Annotated in this window: 9 protein-coding genes and 2 pseudogenes; 8 read left to right on the top strand and 3 right to left on the bottom strand. The window is 51.0% G+C overall.

Features of this window, described 5'->3' with window-relative positions; translation table 11 throughout:
• Positions 1–3 precede the first annotated feature (3 nt).
• The 8 genes and pseudogenes from ACJHYD_RS02295 to ACJHYD_RS02260 all read left to right on the top strand — a co-directional run bounded on the left by ACJHYD_RS02295 (position 4) and on the right by ACJHYD_RS02260 (position 15,476).
• The gene (locus tag ACJHYD_RS02295) at positions 4–3,798 is read left to right on the top strand and encodes a WGR and DUF4132 domain-containing protein (protein WP_000860770.1); all 3,795 of its coding nucleotides are present in this window, start codon (positions 4–6) and stop codon (positions 3,796–3,798) included.
• Positions 3,799–3,807: 9 nt separating this feature from the next.
• Positions 3,808–7,440: a DUF4132 domain-containing protein YehI gene (yehI, locus tag ACJHYD_RS02290; protein ID WP_001551345.1), complete on the top strand. Its 3,633-nt coding sequence runs from the start codon at positions 3,808–3,810 to the stop codon at positions 7,438–7,440.
• Between the two features lie 60 nt (positions 7,441–7,500).
• A complete protein-coding gene (gene yehK, locus ACJHYD_RS02285; RefSeq protein WP_000636924.1) occupies positions 7,501–7,821 on the top strand; it encodes a protein YehK in 321 nt (106 codons plus the stop codon).
• 575 nt (positions 7,822–8,396) lie between these two features.
• A pseudogene (locus tag ACJHYD_RS02280) lies at positions 8,397–9,474 on the top strand (AAA family ATPase).
• A 10-nt stretch (positions 9,475–9,484) separates the two neighbouring features.
• Positions 9,485–11,764: pseudogene (locus ACJHYD_RS02275) on the top strand (DUF5682 family protein).
• Positions 11,757–12,893: a vWA domain-containing protein gene (locus ACJHYD_RS02270; RefSeq protein ID WP_001551350.1), complete on the top strand. Its 1,137-nt coding sequence runs from the start codon at positions 11,757–11,759 to the stop codon at positions 12,891–12,893. Before ACJHYD_RS02275 ends, ACJHYD_RS02270 begins: the two are co-directional and overlap by 8 nt.
• Positions 12,890–14,890 (top strand): SWIM zinc finger family protein, encoded by a 2,001-nt coding sequence (locus tag ACJHYD_RS02265; protein WP_001551351.1) that lies wholly within the window; start codon positions 12,890–12,892, stop codon positions 14,888–14,890. The genes ACJHYD_RS02270 and ACJHYD_RS02265 overlap by 4 nt, the downstream gene beginning before the upstream one ends.
• Before the next feature lie 124 nt (positions 14,891–15,014).
• Complete coding sequence (locus ACJHYD_RS02260) at positions 15,015–15,476, top strand: YehR family lipoprotein (protein ID WP_001295429.1); 462 nt, start codon at positions 15,015–15,017, stop codon at positions 15,474–15,476.
• A 41-nt stretch (positions 15,477–15,517) separates the two neighbouring features.
• Here ACJHYD_RS02260 and ACJHYD_RS02255 read toward each other — a convergent pair whose 3' ends face one another.
• Genes ACJHYD_RS02255 through btsS form a run of 3 tightly spaced genes read right to left on the bottom strand, consistent with a single transcriptional unit; the run spans position 15,518 to position 18,436 of the window.
• Positions 15,518–15,988 (bottom strand): DUF1456 family protein, encoded by a 471-nt coding sequence (locus tag ACJHYD_RS02255; RefSeq protein ID WP_001551352.1) that lies wholly within the window; start codon positions 15,986–15,988, stop codon positions 15,518–15,520.
• Between the two features lie 46 nt (positions 15,989–16,034).
• Complete coding sequence (gene btsR / locus ACJHYD_RS02250; RefSeq protein WP_001308766.1) at positions 16,035–16,754, bottom strand: two-component system response regulator BtsR; 720 nt, start codon at positions 16,752–16,754, stop codon at positions 16,035–16,037.
• Positions 16,751–18,436, bottom strand: coding sequence for a two-component regulatory system sensor histidine kinase BtsS (gene btsS / locus ACJHYD_RS02245; protein WP_001295431.1), 1,686 nt, complete (start codon positions 18,434–18,436; stop codon positions 16,751–16,753). The genes btsR and btsS overlap by 4 nt, the downstream gene beginning before the upstream one ends.
• Positions 18,437–18,646: the final 210 nt, after the last annotated feature.

Genomic DNA, 18,646 nt, shown 5'->3' with positions numbered 1-18,646 from the left:
GCAATGAAAACCTATATTTATCAGGACGAAAAATCACATAAATTCTGGGCGGTGGAGCAGCAGGGAAACGAACTGAATATCAGTTGGGGCAAAGTCGGCACCAACGGGCAAAGTCAGGTAAAAAGCTTTGCAGATGCTGCGGCGGCGGAAAAAGCGGAACTCAAGCTGATTGCGGAGAAAACGAAAAAGGGGTATGTGGAACATGCGGAGAATGCTACATCGAAACATACTCGAACGGTAACGAAATCTCTCGAATTATCTGACTTTTCTACCATCATTCAGGAACAGCCCTCAGTTACACCAGAATTCTACGTGGCTGACAAAAATACAGACGTTATTTTACCGTGGCTGGCAAAAGATATTGCTGTCGTTTTTCCGCTTGAAGTCGTACCCACCACCTTAAGCCATCGCCGCTTTCCCGGAGATCCTGTTACACCTGTAGATAAATTAACCCAGTTACGTCGCTTAGCCTGTGGCGTGTCGCAACGGGATAACAAAACAGCTACATTTGACTTCAGCGCCTGTACTTTAGAGTGGCAAAACTTCATCGCTCAGGCGATCGATCTGATTAACAGCCCGAAAACGACAAAATTACCATCACCGGTAATGGCTGTACTCGCGGCACTTGAACTGCACTGCACGAGATATAAAGAGCGTGCGGATGTTATGGATCAGATTATTCAGGAAGGCGGTCTGGAATATGCTACTGATGTAATAATACATCTTCAACAAATATCTATTGAATGGGATTATGTCAACAATAATATTGTTTTCCTGTCGTCTGGCATTTCACCTGATTATTTGCAGCAATATTCCAGCTTTGAATTACGCCTACGTAAACATTTATCACTGGCGGAAGAGTCTCTCTGGCAAAAATGTGCACAAAAACTTATTGCCGCAGTTCCACATATTCCAGAATGGCGGCAACCATTAATTGCTTTGTTATTGCCCGAAAAACCAGAAATTGCACATGAAATTGCCCAGCGTCTACTGGGGCAAAAGAAATTACCCTCGCTGGAGTGGCTAAAAATAGTGGCGACTGATGAGCACATTCTTGCCTCATTAGAAAAATATCACGAGCCATATGCCATTTTTGATGATTACTATTGTGGTGCGATATGGTCAGCCACCGTATTACAGGAGCAAGGTGTTGCGGCCCTGCCCCGATTTGCTCCCTATGTCGCAAGTGACTACTGCGCCGATGTGTTGCGTCATATCAATCATCCGTTCGCATTAACACTGCTTATACGTGTAGCAGGGCATACTAAACGCTGTCACGATCGAATGACGAAAGCCTGCGCTGCGTTCCCACACGCAGCACTGGCAGCACTGGCGGAACTTCTAGTGCAAAAAGAAGAGAATAGTTGGCGCATTATGCTAATGACGATGCTTATCTCGCAACCGACACTAGCAGAACAGGTCATTCCCTGGCTTTCGACACCCGCAGTTGCAGTGCTGAAATCATGCCAGCAACAACTGACACAGCCCTCAAACCATGCCAGCGCCGATCTACTGCCGGCCATAGTAGTCTCCCCACCATGGCTTTCGAAAAAGAAAAAATCGCCGATTCCAGTGCTTGATTTAGCACCATTAGGTATTGAGCCAATCAGTTATCTGACAGAAGAAATCAGTAATCAACTTTTGGCGAAATATATCTGGTATTCAAAACACATCACGGTTAGTCATGAAGAAAGTACTGCCAATCTGTTGGCAAGGATGGGTTTTCAACGACGGATCGCTGGTACATATATTAAAGCTCCCGAAGCGGTAGTTGAGGCATGGCTAAATGAAGATTATTCAACTTTAATAAGTGAATTTAAGGTGTTTCATTCACCTACCGGGCATTATTGGCATTTGGGGATTTTGACAACATTGCCGCTGGAGAAAGCAGTAAGAGCATGGAATGCCCTTACTCTATCTCCGCATACCGATACCGAATACGCCATGTTACATTTTGGACTCAAAGGATTACCTGGGTTAGTAAACTCACTTGCACGCTATCCACAGGAAGCCTTGCCCATAACGAATTACTTCGCAGCGAGTGAGCTGGCACCTGCCGTCGCCCGCGCCTTCAACAAACTCAAAACCCTACGACAAGACGCCCGCACCTGGCTGCTGAAATACCCGGAACACGCCATTACCGGCCTGCTGTCTGCGGCGCTCGGCAAAGCCGGTGAAGCACAGGATAACGCCCGCGCTGCATTGCGTATGCTTACCGAAAACGGTCATCAACCATTACTGCAAGAAATCGCCCGGCGTTATAACCAGCCGGAAGTAACAGATGCGGTGAACGCTATGCTTGCGCTCGATCCCTTAGATAATCACCCGACAAAAATCCCCACTCTTCCGGCCTTTTATCAGCCATCGATCTGGACCCGCCCGGTATTAAAAGCAAATGCCCAATCACTGCCCGATAGCGCACTCCAGCACCTCGGTGAAATGCTCCGCTTCCATCAGGAGGAGGCGCTGTATCCGGGATTATTGCAGGTGAAAGATGCCTGTACCGCCGACTCACTGGCTGAATTTGCCTGGGATCTGTTTACCGCCTGGCAGACCGCTGGCGCGCCGTCGAAAGAGAGTTGGGCGTTCACTGCGTTAGGCGTTCTCGGTAACGATGACACCGCCCGCAAACTGACGCCATTAATACGCGCCTGGCCTGGTGAATCCCAGCATAAACGCGCCACCGTCGGGCTGGATATCCTCGCCGCTATCAGTAGTGATATCGCCCTGATGCAGCTTAACGGCATTGCCCAGAAACTGAAATTCAAAGCATTACAGGAGCGGGCGAAAGAGAAAATTGCCGACATTGCCGAAAGTCGCGAACTGACGGTAGCGGAGCTTGAAGATCGGTTAGCACCGGCTCTCGGTCTGGATGATAACGGTTCGCTGCTGCTGGATTTTGGCCCACGGCAGTTCACCGTCAGCTTTGATGAAACCTTAAAACCGTTTGTGCGCGATGTTTCCGGCAGCCGCCTGAAAGACTTACCTAAACCCAATAAAAGCGATGATGAATCACAGGCAAACGATGCTGTTAACCGCTACAAATTGCTGAAAAAAGATGCGCGTACCGTCGCCGCCCAGCAGGTAGCAAGGCTGGAATCCGCCATGTGCCTGCGCCGCCGCTGGTCGCCGGAAAACTTTCAGCTCTTCCTGGTTGAGCATCCGCTGGTTCGTCACTTAACCCGCCGTCTGATTTGGGGCGTTTATAGCGCCGAAAACCAGCTACAGGCGTGCTTTAGGGTGGCGGAAGATAACAGCTACAGCACCGCTGACGATGATCTTTTCACCTTGCAGGAAGGCGATATCTCTGTTGGCATTCCTCACGTTCTGGAAATATCACCGACGGATGCTGTCGCCTTTGGTCAGCTTTTTGCCGACTACGAACTGCTACCACCGTTCCGTCAGCTTGAACGTAACAGTTACGCCCTGACAGAAGCCGAGCGCAACGCCAGCGAACTGACCCGCTGGGCAGGCAGAAAATGCCCGAGCGGCCGGGTCATGGGGCTGGCAAATAAAGGCTGGATAAAGGGCGAACCACAGGATGGAGGCTGGATCGGATGGATGATCAAACCTCTCGGTCGCTGGTCGTTAATCATGGAAATCGACGAAGGTTTTGCGGTGGGTATGTCACCAGCCGATCTTAGCGCTGAGCAGGTCTTAAGCAAGCTGTGGCTATGGGAAGGCAAAGCGGAAAGCTATGGCTGGGGGAGTAATTCAACTCAGGAAGCGCAGTTCTCCGTGCTCGACGACATCACCGCCAGCGAACTCATTAACGATATTGAAGCCCTGTTTGAATAAGGAAAGAGCATGGACAAGGAATTACCGTGGCTGGCGGATAACGCCCAAGTGGAACTGAAATATAAAAAAGGCAAAACGCCGCTCAGCCATCGCAGTTGGCCGGGCGAACCGGTGCCTGTTATCACTGAAAGCCTCATCCAGACACTGGGTGATGAATTGCTACAAAAAGCTGAGAAGAAAAAAAACATTGTCTGGCGTTATGAAAATTTTTCACTGGAGTGGCAGTCGGCCATTACGCAGGCCATCAACTTGATTGGCGAACACAAACCCTCAGTTCCGGCCCGGACAATGGCGGCGCTAGCCTGTATCGCGCAAAATGATAGCCAACAGTTGCTCGACGAAATCGTCCAACAAGAGGGACTGGAATATGCGACTGAGGTGGTGATTGCACGCCAGTTTATTACACGATGTTATGAAAGTGATCCTCTGCTAGTGACATTGCAGTATCAGAACGAGGATTATGGCTATGGTTATCGATCAGAAACCTATAACGAATTCGATCTCCGACTGCGTAAGCATCTCTCTCTGGCAGAGGAAAGCAGCTGGCAGCGTTGCGCCGACAAACTCATTGCCGCACTGCCAGGAATAACCAAAGTTCGCCGCCCTTTTATTGCTCTGATCCTCCCGGAAAAACCAGAAATCGCCAATGAGTTGGTAAGCCTTGAATGCCCGTGGACTCATTTTCATTCTAAGGAGTGGTTAAAAGTTGTTGCTATTGACCCCAGAGCGGTGAGAAAACTCGAACGCTACTGGAGCCAGGATATATTTAGCGATCGGGAAGCCAGCTACATGTCGCATGAAAACCACTTCGGCTACGCGGCCTGCGCTGCCCTTTTGCGCGAACAAGGACTGGCAGCCGTTCCACGCCTGGCAATGTATGCCCATAAAGAAGATTGCGGCAGTCTGCTGGTACAAATTAACCATCCGCAGGTCATCCGCACCCTGCTGTTAGTTGCTGATAAAAACAAACCCAGCCTGCAACGTGTAGCTAAATACAGTAAAAATTTCCCCCATGCGACGCTTGCCGCACTGGCAGAACTGCTGGCGCTAAAAGAACCACCTACGCGCCCTGGTTATCCAATCATCGAAGACAAAAAGCTGCCTGCACAGCAAAAAGCACGTGATGAATACTGGCGTACGCTGTTACAAACGCTGATGGCATCGCAGCCACAACTGGCAGAAGAGGTGATGCCGTGGTTAAGTACTCAAGCCCGGTCAGTGCTGAATAGTTATTTATCGGCACCGCCTAAAACGGTTATTGATAGCACCGATAACAGCCAAATGCCTGAAATCCTCGTTTCACCACCGTGGCGTAGTAAGAAAAAAATGACAGTTCCACGTCTTGATTTGGCACCGTTCGAATTAACGCCGCAAGTTTACTGGCAACCAGGCGAACGAGAGAGGCTTGCCGCCACTGAGTCTGCCCGTTATTTCAGCACGGAATCTCTTGCGGAACGCATGGAACATAAAAGTGGACGAGTTGTACTACAGGAGCTGGGTTTTGGAGATGATGTATGGCTGTTTCTGAATTATATACTCCCCGGAAAACTGGATGCTGCACGCAATTCACTCATTGTTCAGTGGCATTACTACCAGGGGCGGGTTGAAGAGATCCTGAATGGCTGGAACTCCCCGGAAGCACAATTAGCAGAACAGGCGCTTCGCAGCGGTCACGTAGAAGTGTTAATTAACATATGGGAAAATGACAGCTACTCACGCTATCGTCGGGAAAAGAGTATCTGGAACCTGTATTTATTGGCACAGTTGCCGCGTGAGATAGCTTTGACTTTCTGGCTACGTATCAATGAGAAAAAGCATCTGTTCGCGGGTGAGGACTATTTTCTCAGTATCTTCGGATTGGATGCTCTACCAGGTCTGCTGTTGGCTTTTTCATATCGTCCAAAAGAAACATTTCCGTTAATTTTAAATTTTGGCGCAACAGAACTGGCCCTGCCCGTTGCCCGCGTCTGGCGACGTTTCGCGGCGCAGCGTGATCTGGCTCGCCAGTGGATTTTACAATGGCCGGAACATACGGCTACTGCACTTATCCCTCTTGTCTTCACCAAATCCAGCGATAATAGCGAAGCTGCATTACTTGCCCTACGTTTACTTTACGAACAGGGACATGGTGAATTGCTGCAAACCGCGGCAAACCGCTGGCAGCGTACAGATGTATGGCCTGCCCTGGAGCATTTACTTAAACAGAGTCCAATAGAGATTTACCCGACACGCATTCCAAAAGCCCCTGATTTCTGGCAGCCGGCAATGTGGTCCAGGCCGCGCCTTATCACGAATAATCAGCCTGTTACCGATGACGCACTGGAAATTATCGGCGAAATGCTGCGCTTTACCCAGGGCGGACGTTTTTATAGCGGACTGGAACAACTGAAAACTTTCTGCCAGCCGCAAACGCTGGCAGCTTTTGCCTGGGATCTTTTCACCGCGTGGCAACAAGCTGGTGCTCCCGCAAAAGACAACTGGGCATTTCTGGCGTTAAGTCTCTTTGGCGACGAAAGCACGGCACGGGATCTGACGACACAGATCCTTGCCTGGCCACAGGAAGGCAAATCTGCCCGTGCCGTCAGCGGCCTGAACATACTTACTCAGATGAATAATGATATGGCACTGATACAGCTGCATCATATATCGCAACGGGCGAAATCCCGCCCCTTACGTGATAACGCGGCGGAATTTCTTCAGGTGGTCGCAGAAAATCGAGGGCTAAGCCAGGAACAGTTAGCGGACAGATTAGTCCCAACACTGGGTCTTGATGATCCGCAGGCGTTGATTTTTGATTTTGGTCCACGGCAATTTACCGTTCGCTTCGATGAAAACCTTAACCCGGTTATCTTTGATCAGCAAAACGTTCGCCAGAAAAGCGTTCCCCGGTTGCGCGCCGATGACGATCAACTGAAAGCACCCGAGGCACTGGCCCGACTAAAAGGGCTAAAAAAAGATGCCACTCAGGTGAGCAAAAACCTGCTCCCGCGTCTTGAAACTGCCCTGCGCACCACCCGACGCTGGTCGCTGGCAGATTTTCATTCTCTGTTTGTTAATCATCCCTTTACCCGTCTGGTTACTCAGCGATTAATATGGGGTGTTTATCCGGCAAATGAACCGCGTCGTTTACTCAACGCCTTTCGTGTGGCCGCTGAGGGGGAGTTCTGCAATGAGCAAGATGAGCCAATTGACCTGCCTGCCGATGCTCTGATTGGCATTGCCCACCCGTTAGAAATGGCAGCAGAAATGCGCAGTGAGTTTGCACAGCTTTTTGCCGATTACGAAATTATGCCGCCTTTTCGCCAATTGGCACGGCGCACAGTACTGCTCACGCCTGACGAGTCAGCCAGTAATAGTTTGAATCGCTGGGAAGGTAAATCTGCTACCGTTGGGCAACTTATGGGAATGCGATACAAAGGCTGGGAGTCAGGCTATGAGAATGCATTTGTCTATGACCTGGGCGAGTACCGGCTGGTCCTTAAGTTTTCATCCGGTTTTAACCACTACAATGTTGATAGCAAAGCGCTAATGAGCTTCCGTTCTCTTCATGTATACCGTGACAATAAATCTGTCACTTTTGCCGAACTTGATGTGTTTGATTTGAGTGAAGCGTTAAGCGCACCCGACGTCATTTTCCATTAAAACACAGCGGGCAGTGATGCGACTGCCCGTTATTAACACGACCTGCCACCGGGAAAAGCGATGATCGTGCAAAAAGAGCTGGTTGCTATTTACGATTATGAGGTCCCTGTACCTGAAGATCCGTTTTCCTTCAGACTTGAGATCCATAAATGCTCTGAATTATTTACAGGTTCCGTCTACCGACTGGAGCGATTCCGGCTACATCCAACATTTCATCAACGTGATCGAGAGGATGTCGACCCGCTAATAAATGATGCGTTGATTTATATAAGAGATGAGTTTATTGATGAGCGAAAATTACGGGGCGAATCACCAGAAACGGTAATAGCCATTTTTAATCGCGAACTACAGAATATATTCAACCAAGAAATAGAAAAATAGCTTTATTAAAGGGGGAAACGGTATTCCCCCTTAGATGCGTTTCAATTTGCCCATTACTTCAACAAATCAATCAACCGTAACAGAGCCACTAATAGCTCCAGTACGGCAATGAGCACGGTTAACTTTTGTGTCAGCGTGTCCATCCGCTCTCCTTATTAAGGAGCGCAACACCAGCACCTTACCCTTACACTGCCTGTCGATACTGGTTTACGTATGTTGGACCACGATGTTGCACTCCGGATCAGGGCACCACCTGCAGCACCACCCGTCCGGTAGCCAGGACTTAAAATTGGTCCGATCCGGCGCAACGTCCCAACCGTCTGGATTATAAATCTCATTATCTTAATTGCAACGGGGTCCACCGATGGTTATAATTCGTTCGTTGGAACACGATGTTGCACAGGCTGCGGTGTTGGGCCTGAAAATAGTAAATAAAAGAACCTGCCTCACCAGCAGGTTTTTTTATTTACTGTGATCTGCTTTCCAGATATTTTTCGCTCAAACAACTAATGCGCCAAACATTTATTGCGCGTAAAATATCGTTTATTTCATTAATACATTTCAGGGATGAATATATGTCACCGCAGAATAATCATCTGCAGCGTCCGCCTGCTGCTGTGTTATACGCCGATGAACTGGCAAAATTAAAACAAAATGATAACGCACCTTGCCCGCCCGGTTGGCAGTTAAGTTTGCCTGCGGCCCGTGCTTTTATCCTTGGCGATAGCGCGCAAAATATTAGCCGTAAAGTGGTGATTAGTCCCTCCGCTGTCGAACGTATGTTAGTCACTCTTGCCACCGGGCGCGGTTTGATGTTGGTGGGGGAACCGGGCACCGCAAAATCTCTCCTGTCTGAATTACTGGCAACCGCTATTAGCGGCGATGCCGGGTTAACCATCCAGGGCGGCGCATCTACTACTGAAGATCAAATGGAACTACGCCCTGCTTATCAACCATGGTCCGTCTACGGAAGCACTGGTCCCTGCCCCGCTTTACCAGGGAATGCGCGACGGCAAAATCGTCCGTTTTGAAGAGATAACGCGTACACCGCTGGAAGTACAAGACTGTCTGTTAGGTATGCTTTCTGACAGGGTGATGACGGTGCCGGAACTCACCGGTGAAGCCAGTCAGCTCTATGCGCGGGAAGGCTTTAATATTATTGCCACTGCCAATACCCGCGATCGCGGCGTCAATGAGATGAGTGCCGCGCTAAAGCGTCGCTTCGATTTTGAAACCGTCTTTCCGATTATGGATTTCGCCCAGGAGCTGGAACTGGTCGCCAGTGCTTCGGCGCGTTTGCTGGCCCATAGCGGTATTCCGCATAAAGTGCCTGACGCGGTACTGGAGTTACTGGTCCGCACCTTCCGCGATCTGCGTGCCAACGGCGAAAAGAAAACGTCAATGGATACTCTGACGGCAATTATATCCACCGCTGAAGCCGTGAACGTGGCCCACGCAGTGGGCGTCCGCGCCTGGTTTTTAGCGAATCGCGCAGGTGAGCCAGCCGATCTGGTGGACTGTATTGCCGGAACCATCGTTAAAGATAACGAAGAAGATCGCGCGCGTCTGCGCCGTTACTTCGAACAGCGTGTCGCCACACATAAAGAAGCTCACTGGCAGGCTTATTATCAAGCCCGCCACCGCCTGCCGTGAGGAAAGATGCATGAGCGAGCCGTTAATTGTCGGCATCCGGCATCATAGTCCGGCCTGCGCCCGGCTGGTGAAATCGTTAATCGAAAGCCAGCGGCCACGATACGTGTTGATTGAAGGCCCGGCTGATTTTAATGACCGGGTAGACGAACTGTTTTTAGCCCACCAGCTTCCGGTAGCTATTTACAGTTATTGCCAGTATCAGGACGGTGCAGCCCCCGGGCGTGGTGCCTGGACGCCATTTGCTGAATTTTCGCCGGAGTGGCAGGCGCTACAAGCCGCACGTCGTATTCAGGCACAAACTTACTTCATCGATTTGCCTTGCTGGGCGCAGAGTGAAGAAGAAGACGAATCACCCGATACGCAAGATGACAGCCAGACCTTACTGCTGCGTGCCACCCGCATGGATAACAGCGACACCCTGTGGGATCACTTGTTCGAAGATGAAAGCCAGCAAACTGCATTACCCTCTGCGCTGGCGCACTATTTTGCACAACTGCGGGGCGATTCCCCCGGAGATGCCCTCAATCGTCAGCGCGAAGCCTTTATGGCCCGCTGGATTGGATGGGCGATGCAGCAAAACAATGGCGACGTGTTAGTCGTCTGCGGCGGCTGGCATGCTCCGGCACTGGCAAAGATGTGGCGCGAATACACGCAGGAAATTAACACGCCGGAATTGCCCTAGCTGGCAGATGCCGTTACAGGTTGTTATCTCACCCCCTACAGTGAAAAGCGCCTTGATGTGCTGGCAGGATACCTTTCTGGTATGCCTGCCCCGGTCTGGCAAAACTGGTGCTGGCAGTGGGGCCTACAGCAGGCCGGTGAACAACTGCTAAAAACTATCCTTACCCGTTTGCGCCAGCACAAATTGCCCGCTTCTACCGCTGATATGGCTGCCGCTCATCTGCATGCGATGGCGCTGGCACAGTTGCGCGGTCATACACTACCGTTACGCACTGACTGGCTGGATGCCATAGCAGGCTCGCTGATTAAAGAAGCCTTGAACGCGCCGTTGCCGTGGAGCTATCGCGGCGTTATTCATCCCGATACCGATCCGATTCTGCTAACGTTGATAGACACATTAGCGGGTGACGGATTCGGTAAACTTGCCCCTTCTACGCCACAACCGCCTCTGCCAAAAGATGTCACCTGCGAACTGGAACGTACCGGAATCTCTCTTCCGGCGGAGCTTACCTTAAATCGCTTTACCCCCGATGGACTGGCGCAAAGTCAGGTGTTACATCGGTTGGCAATACTGGAGATCCCAGGGGTTGTGCGCCAGCAGGGAAGTACACTGTCACTTGCAGGCAACGGTGAAGAATGCTGGAAATTAACCCGCCCGCTTAGCCAGCATGCGGCATTGATTGAGGCCGCCTGCTTTGGTGCCACACTCCAGGAAGCCGCACGCCATAAATTAGAAGCCGATATGCTGGACGCGGGTGGAATCAGCATCATCACCACATGTCTTAGCCAGGCGGCGTTAGCGGGTCTGGCGTCTTTCAGTCAACAATTACTGGAGCAACTTACATTATTAATCGCCCAGGAAAATCAATTTGCCGAAATGGGCCAGGCGCTGGAAGTGCTATATGCCTTATGGCGGTTAGATGAAATCAGCGGTATGCAAGGCGCGCAGATATTGCAGACGACGTTATGCGCGGCTATCGATCGCACACTCTGGCTGTGTGAATCCAACGGCAAACCGGAGGAAAAGGAGTTTCACGCTCACCTGCATAGCTGGCAGGCGCTTTGCCATATCCTGCGCGATCTACATAGCGGCGTTAATTTACCCGGCGTTTCGCTTTCTGCGGCGGTAGCCTTACTGGAGCGCCGCAGTCAGGCGATTCATGCCCCGGCGCTGGATCGCGGCGCGGCTCTTGGCGCACTAATGCGTCTGGAACATCCCAACGCCAGTGCCGAAGCGGCGCTGACAATGCTGGCGCAATTATCCCCGGCACAATCCGGCGAAGCGCTGCACGGTTTGCTGGCGCTGGCCCGCCATCAACTGGCCTGTCAGCCGGCATTTATCGCCGGTTTCAGTAGTCATTTAAATCAACTGAGTAACGACGATTTTATTAACGCCCTGCCCGATTTACGCGCGGCGATGGCCTGGCTACCACCACGAGAACGCGGGACGCTGGCGCATCAGGTGTTTGAGCATTATCAACTGGCGCAACTTCCCGTTTCGGCACTGCAAATGCCGTTGCATTGTCCACCGCAAGCCATTGCACATCATCAACAACTCGAACAGCAGGCACTGGCATCGCTGCAACACTGGGGAGTTTTCCATGTCTGAACTGAACGATCTTCTGACCACCCGTGAGCTACAACGCTGGCGATTAATTCTTGGCGAAGCGGCAGAAACGACCCTTTGTGGGCTGGATGACAATGCCCGGCAGATAGACCACGCGCTGGAGTGGCTGTATGGGCGCGATCCTGAACGGCTCCAGCGTGGTGAACGCTCCGGTGGATTAGGTTGCTCAAATCTCACCACCCCTGAGTGGATCAACAGTATTCACACGCTGTTTCCGCAACAGGTGATCGAGCGGCTGGAAAGCGATGCCGTGCTGCGCTATGGCATTGAAGATGTGGTGACGAATCTCGACGTACTGGAACGTATGCAGCCTTCTGAAAGCCTGCTACGCGCCGTTTTGCACACCAAACATCTGATGAATCCCGAAGTGCTGGCTGCCGCTCGCCGGATAGTGCGCCAGGTTGTTGAAGAGATTATGGCGCGACTGGCAAAGGAAGTTCGCCAGGCTTTTTCTGGTGTCCGCGATCGCCGCCGTCGCTCATTTATTCCACTGGCGCGTAATTTCGATTTCAAAAGTACGCTGCGTGCCAACCTGCAACACTGGCATCCGCAACACGGCAAGTTGTATATCGAATCCCCCCGCTTTAACAGCCGCATTAAGCGCCATAGCGATCAATGGCAACTGGTCTTACTGGTTGATCAAAGCGGATCGATGGTTGACTCGGTGATCCACTCAGCGGTGATGGCGGCCTGTTTATGGCAGTTACCCGGTATTCGTACCCATCTGGTGGCGTTTGACACCAGCGTGGTTGATCTCACGGCAGACGTTGCCGATCCGGTAGAGTTATTAATGAAAGTGCAATTAGGCGGCGGAACCAATATCGCCAGTGCCATGGAATATGGTCGGCAACTTATTGAACAACCAGCGAAAAGCGTCATTATCCTCGTGAGCGATTTTTACGAAGGGGGTTCATCATCATTACTGACGCATCAGGTGAAAAAGTGTGTCCAGAGCGGCATCAAAGTGCTGGGACTGGCGGCGCTCGATAGCACCGCAACACCTTGCTATGACCACGATACGGCCCAGGCGCTGGTTAATGTCGGCGCACAAATAGCCGCCATGACACCGGGCGAGCTGGCATCATGGCTTGCGGAGAATCTTCAGTCATGAATTCACTACGTCCGGAATTATTAGAACTGACACCGCAGGCCCTGACAGCGTTAAGCAATGCCGGTTTTGTTAAGCGCAGTCTTAAGGAACTGGAAAATGGCAACGTCCCGGAGATCAGCCATGAGAACGGCGCTTTAATCGCCACCTTCAGTGACGGTGTCCGTACCCAGCTGGCGAACGGTCAGGCACTGAAAGAGGCTCAGTGCAGCTGCGGGGCCAGCGGCATGTGCCGCCATCGCGTGATGCTGGTTTTAAGTTATCAGCGACTTTGCGCCACCACCCAGACTACGGAAAAAGAAGAAGAGTGGGATCCGGCAATCTGGCTGGAAGAACTGGCTACCCTGCCCGATGCCACCCGCAAACGCGCACAGGCACTGGTCGCTAAAGGCATCACCATTGAGTTGTTCTGTACGCCGAGCGAAATTCCCTCTGCCCGCTTACCGATGAGCGATGTACGTTTTTATTCCCGCAGCAGCATTCGTTTCGCTCGCTGTGATTGTATTGAAGGAACACTTTGCGAACATGTCGTACTGGCAGTACAGGCCTTTGTCCAGGCCAAAGCGCAGCAAGCGGAATTTACTCATTTAATCTGGCAGATGCGCAGCGAACACGTCACATCATCTGACGATCCGTTTGCCAACGATGAGGGGGACGCGTGTCGTCAATATGTTCAGCAATTAAGCCAGGCGTTATGGCTTGGCGGCATCAGCCAGCCGCTTATTCATTACGAGGCTGCTTTCAGCCGCGCGCAGCAAGCGGCGGAACGCTGCAACTGGCGCTGGGTGAGTGAATCGCTACGGCAACTGCGCGCCAGCGTTGATGCCTTCCACGCCCGCGCCAGCCACTATCATGCCGGAGAATGCTTACGTCAGCTTGCGGCATTAAACAATCGATTAAATTGTGCACAAGAGATGGCCCGGCGCGACAGTGTTGGTGAAGTTCCTCCCATGCCGTGGCGCACGGTCGTTGGCGCTGGCATTGCCGGAGAAGCAAAGCTTGATCATCTGCGGCTGGTGTCTTTAGGTATGCGTTGCTGGCAGGATATTGAGCAGTATGGTTTACGCATCTGGTTTACCGATCCCGACACCGGCAGTATTTTGCATCTTTCGCGTAGTTGGCCGAGAAGCGAACAGGAAAACTCACCGGCAGCGACGCGTCGGCTGTTTAGTTTTCAGGCTGGCGCACTGGCTGGTGGGCAAATTGTTTCACAAGCAGCAAAACGCAGTGCCGATGGCGAGCTGCTGTTAGCTACCCGCAACCGCTTGAGTAGTGTTGTTCCACTGTCGCCAGACGCCTGGCAAATGTTGAGTGCGCCGTTGCGCCAGCCGGGCATTGTGGCTTTGCGTGAATATTTACGCCAGCGTCCCCCCGCCTGCATACGGCCTCTTAATCAGGTGGATAACTTATTTATTCTGCCAGTCGCTGAGTGTATTTCACTCGGTTGGGATAGCAGCCGCCAGACGCTGGACGCGCAGGTAATCAGCGGCGAAGGTGAAGATAATCTGCTGACGTTATCCCTTCCGGCATCTGCCTGTTCTCCTTTTGCCGTTGAACGCATGGCGGCGCTTTTGCAACAAACAGACGACCCCGTGAGTCTGGTTTCTGGCTTTGTCAGCTTTGTAGAGGGGCAATTGACACTGGAACCACGGGTAATGATGACCAAAACCCGCGCCTGGGCGCTGGACGCAGAAACTGCGCCTGTGGCACCGCTACCTTCTGCCAGCGTTTTGCCTGTGCCGTCTACCGCTCATCAGTTGCTGATGCGCTGCCAGGCGTTACTTATTCAACTGCTCCATAACGGCTGGCGCTATCAGGAACAGAGTGCTATTGGTCAGGCAGAGTTGCTGGCGAATGACCTCACCGCGGTGGTTTTTTATCGGCTGGCACATGTGTTGGCACAATTTCGTAATACAGAAAGCGAGGCACGGGTAGAAGCAATGAATAACGGTGTTTTACTTTGCGAACAATTATTCCCCATGCTTCAGCAACAAGGATGAAATAGTGCTTTTTACTAAGAGTTCTACTCCAGTTCCGGACTGCTCACGTCACGGTATTAGGCATATCCTATATAGCTCCTGGTGAGAGTCACCAGTTTCTTGATTAAATAAAATGGAGTTTTACATGAAGGCTTTCAATAAGCTGTTTTCCCTCGTTGTTGCATCTGTTCTGGTTTTCTCTCTTGCTGGCTGCGGTGACAAAGAAGAATCGAAAAAATTCAGCGCCAATCTGAACGGTACTGAAATTGCCATTACCTATGTCTACAAAGGTGACAAGGTGCTTAAGCAATCTTCTGAAACCAAAATTCAATTTGCCTCCATTGGTGCAACCACCAAAGAAGATGCTGCCAAGACACTTGAGCCGTTAAGCGCCAAATACAAAAACATCGCGGGTGTTGAAGAAAAATTAACCTATACCGATACCTACGCGCAGGAAAACGTGACTATCGATATGGAAAAAGTGGATTTCAAAGCCCTGCAGGGTATTTCAGGAATCAACGTTTCTGCTGAAGATGCCAAAAAAGGTATCACTATGGCGCAAATGGAACTGGTGATGAAAGCCGCTGGTTTTAAAGAAGTGAAATAATCTGTCGGCGGCCATGTTTTTGCATGGCCGCCATACCCGTCTTAGCTTTTCTTCACATGCTGGCGCGCTGCCAGTCCACGCAGAAAATAACGTAAAAATTGATCGCCGCATTCGCGGAAGTTTTTATGATCCGGTGCACGCATCATCGCCGTAATTTCCGGCATCGAAACGCGGAACTGCTGTTCGGTGAGGATCGCCAGAATGTCATCGGTCTTCAGCGAAAACGCGATGCGTAATTTTTTCAGCACGATGTTGTTATTAATGCGACGTTCCGGCTCCAGTGCCGGAGCAGACTCATCCTTGCCGCGTTTTTCATAAATCAGGCCATTGAGGAAGGAAGACAAAACAATGTCCGGACAACGCTGAAAACCCTCTTCGTCTTCTTTACGTAGCCAGACGGCGATCTGTTCCGTGGTGGCTTCGACATTACCCAGCGCCAGAATACGCACCAGGTCATTATTATTGGCTTTCAAAATGTAGCGCACGCTGCGCAGAATATCGTTACTTAGCATGAGGCCTTCAGGTGTTGATGAGGCAAAAAGCCATTTTAGCAGTCTTTTACAGGCCAATCGCCTCTTTTAAGCTTTTCAGATAACGACGGCTGACCGGCACGGTTAAGCCATTACGCAAAATCAACTCGGCCTGGCCGTTATCTTCCAGACGAATCTCCTGTAAATGCGCGAGGTTAACCAGATACTGACGATGGCAGCGTAGTAGTGGTGTACGACTCTCCAGGGTACGTAATGTCAATTCGGTAAAGCCCTCTTTCCCTTCGTGACTGGTAACGTAGACACCGCTCATCCGACTGCTGACAAATGCTACATCTTTCATTTGCAGCAAATAAATCCGACTATGCCCCGTACAAGGGATAAATTTCAGCGCCTGTTGATTTTCCGGTAACAGCGAAACATCCTGCTTGCTGCGCTCCAGACGCAATCGCGCCAGCGTTTTCTCCAGTCGCGCTTCATCAATTGGCTTCAGCAGATAATCAAAAGCATGTTCTTCAAAGGCTTTAATGGCGTATTCATCAAACGCGGTGAGAAAAACGATATACGGACGATGTTCCGGGTCGAGCATCCCCACCATTTCCAGACCACTGATGCGCGGCATCTGGATATCAAGAAACAGCACATCCGGGCGCAGTTTATGCACCGCGCCGATCCCTTCCACGGCGTTTGAACACTCTCCAACGATTTCAATATCGCTCTGCTCCTGCAAAAATACGCGCAGGTTCTCCCGTGCTAACGGCTCATCATCGACAATTAAGACTTTAATCATGCCTCGTCCCTCCATGGTAGTCGTAACGTTATTCGGGTGTAACTATCAGGCTCACAGGCGACGCTTATCCCATAGTCATCGCCAAACCGTTCACGTAAACGCTTATCCACCAGATTCATCCCCAGCCCACTGGCATTGGTTACCGGTTGATACAAACCGGCGTTGTCTTCGATCTCCAGCATCAAATGTTGCCCCTCACGTCGGGCGCTGATTGCCACTCGCCCTGTATCCAGCAGTTGTGATGTCCCATGTTTAATAGCGTTTTCCACTATCGGTTGCAGGGTAAACGCGGGCAATTGCTGCTGGGATAATTCTTGCGGAATAGCAATGTTGACCTGCAACCGCGACTGGAAGCGCGCCTTTTCAATTTGCAGATAAGCGTTCACATGTTCAATTTCGTCGGCGAGAGTAACAAACTCCGAAGGCCGCTTTAAGTTTTTGCGGAAAAAAGTGGAAAGATACTGCACCAGCTGGCTGGCCTGTTCGCTGTCGCGGCGGATCACCGCTTTAATGGTGTTAAGCGCATTAAACAAAAAATGGGGGTTCACCTGGGCGTGAAGCAGTTTGATCTCTGACTGGGTGAGCATCGCTTTTTGCCGCTCATATTGCCCGGCGAGGATCTGCGCCGAAAGCAGTTGCGCAATCCCCTCACCCAGCGTGCGATTGATTGAACTGAATAAACGGTTTTTGGCTTCATACAATTTGATGGTACCCATCACCCGCTGATTTTCACCACGCAACGGAATTACCAGCGTCGACCCCAGTTTGCATTGCGGATGCAAAGAGCAACGATAAGGTACTTCGTTGCCATCAGCGTAGACCACTTCACCGGTTTCAATCGCTTTTAAGGTGTAAGTCGAAGAAATCGGTTTGCCGGGTAAATGGTGATCGTCACCAATTCCGGTAAAGGCCAGCAATTTCTCTCGATCGGTAATCGCGACTGCACCAATATCCAGCTCCTGATACAGCACCTGTGCCACTTTCATGCTGTTCACTTCGTTAAACCCCTGGCGCAAAATGCCTTCCGTCGAGGCAGCCACTTTTAGCGCAGTGGCAGAAAAAGCCGAAGTGTATTTTTCAAACATCGCGCGTTTATCGAGCAATATACGCATAAACAGCGCCGCGCCGACGGTATTGGTGACCATCATTGGCGCAGCAATATTACTCACCAGACGCACCGCATCTTCATAAGGTCGGGCGATTGCCAGGATGATCAACATTTGCACCATTTCAGCGACGAACGTGACGGCACCGGCGGTAATGGGGTTAAAGACTTTATCAGTGCGCCCGCGACGGATCAGGATGCTGTGTACCAGGCCGCCGAGCAACCCTTCAACGATGGTCGAGATCATGCAACTTAGCGCGGTCATGCCCCCCATCGAATATCGATGTAACCCGCCGGTCAGACCAACCAGCCCACCGACGACCGGACCGCCGAGTAAGCCGCCCATTACCGCGCCTATCGCACGGGTATTGGCAATAGAATCGTCAATGTGCAACCCAAACCAGGTGCCCATGATGCAGAAGATGGAAAAGACGATGTAGCAGAGAAATTTATGCGGCAGACGAACCGTGACCTGCATTAACGGTATGAATAATGGCGTTTTACTCATTAACCACGCAATGACTAAAAAAACGCACATCTGCTGAAGCAGCAGCAACACCAGATTAAAATCGTACATACCCGCAAACCACACTTCCCTTTAAAACGCGTAACATACATTGCCTGCGTTTAACTTTCTTTGAACTCTTGCAGAAAAATGAGAATTCGTGAGTACGATCACTCAAAATCGCCTGGCAAAAATAAAATCACCCTATAGATGCACAAAAAACGGGCAAAACTACCTGGTTCGCAAAACTGCGTCTAAAGTTAAACCGGGACCTCGCGAGCA

It is taken from the genome of Escherichia sp. WS1368 (assembly GCF_046487485.1).
Classification (GTDB): domain Bacteria; phylum Pseudomonadota; class Gammaproteobacteria; order Enterobacterales; family Enterobacteriaceae; genus Escherichia; species Escherichia coli.
Note: the sequence above shows the minus strand (reverse complement) of the source record. Positions and strands in the feature narration are given on the sequence as shown.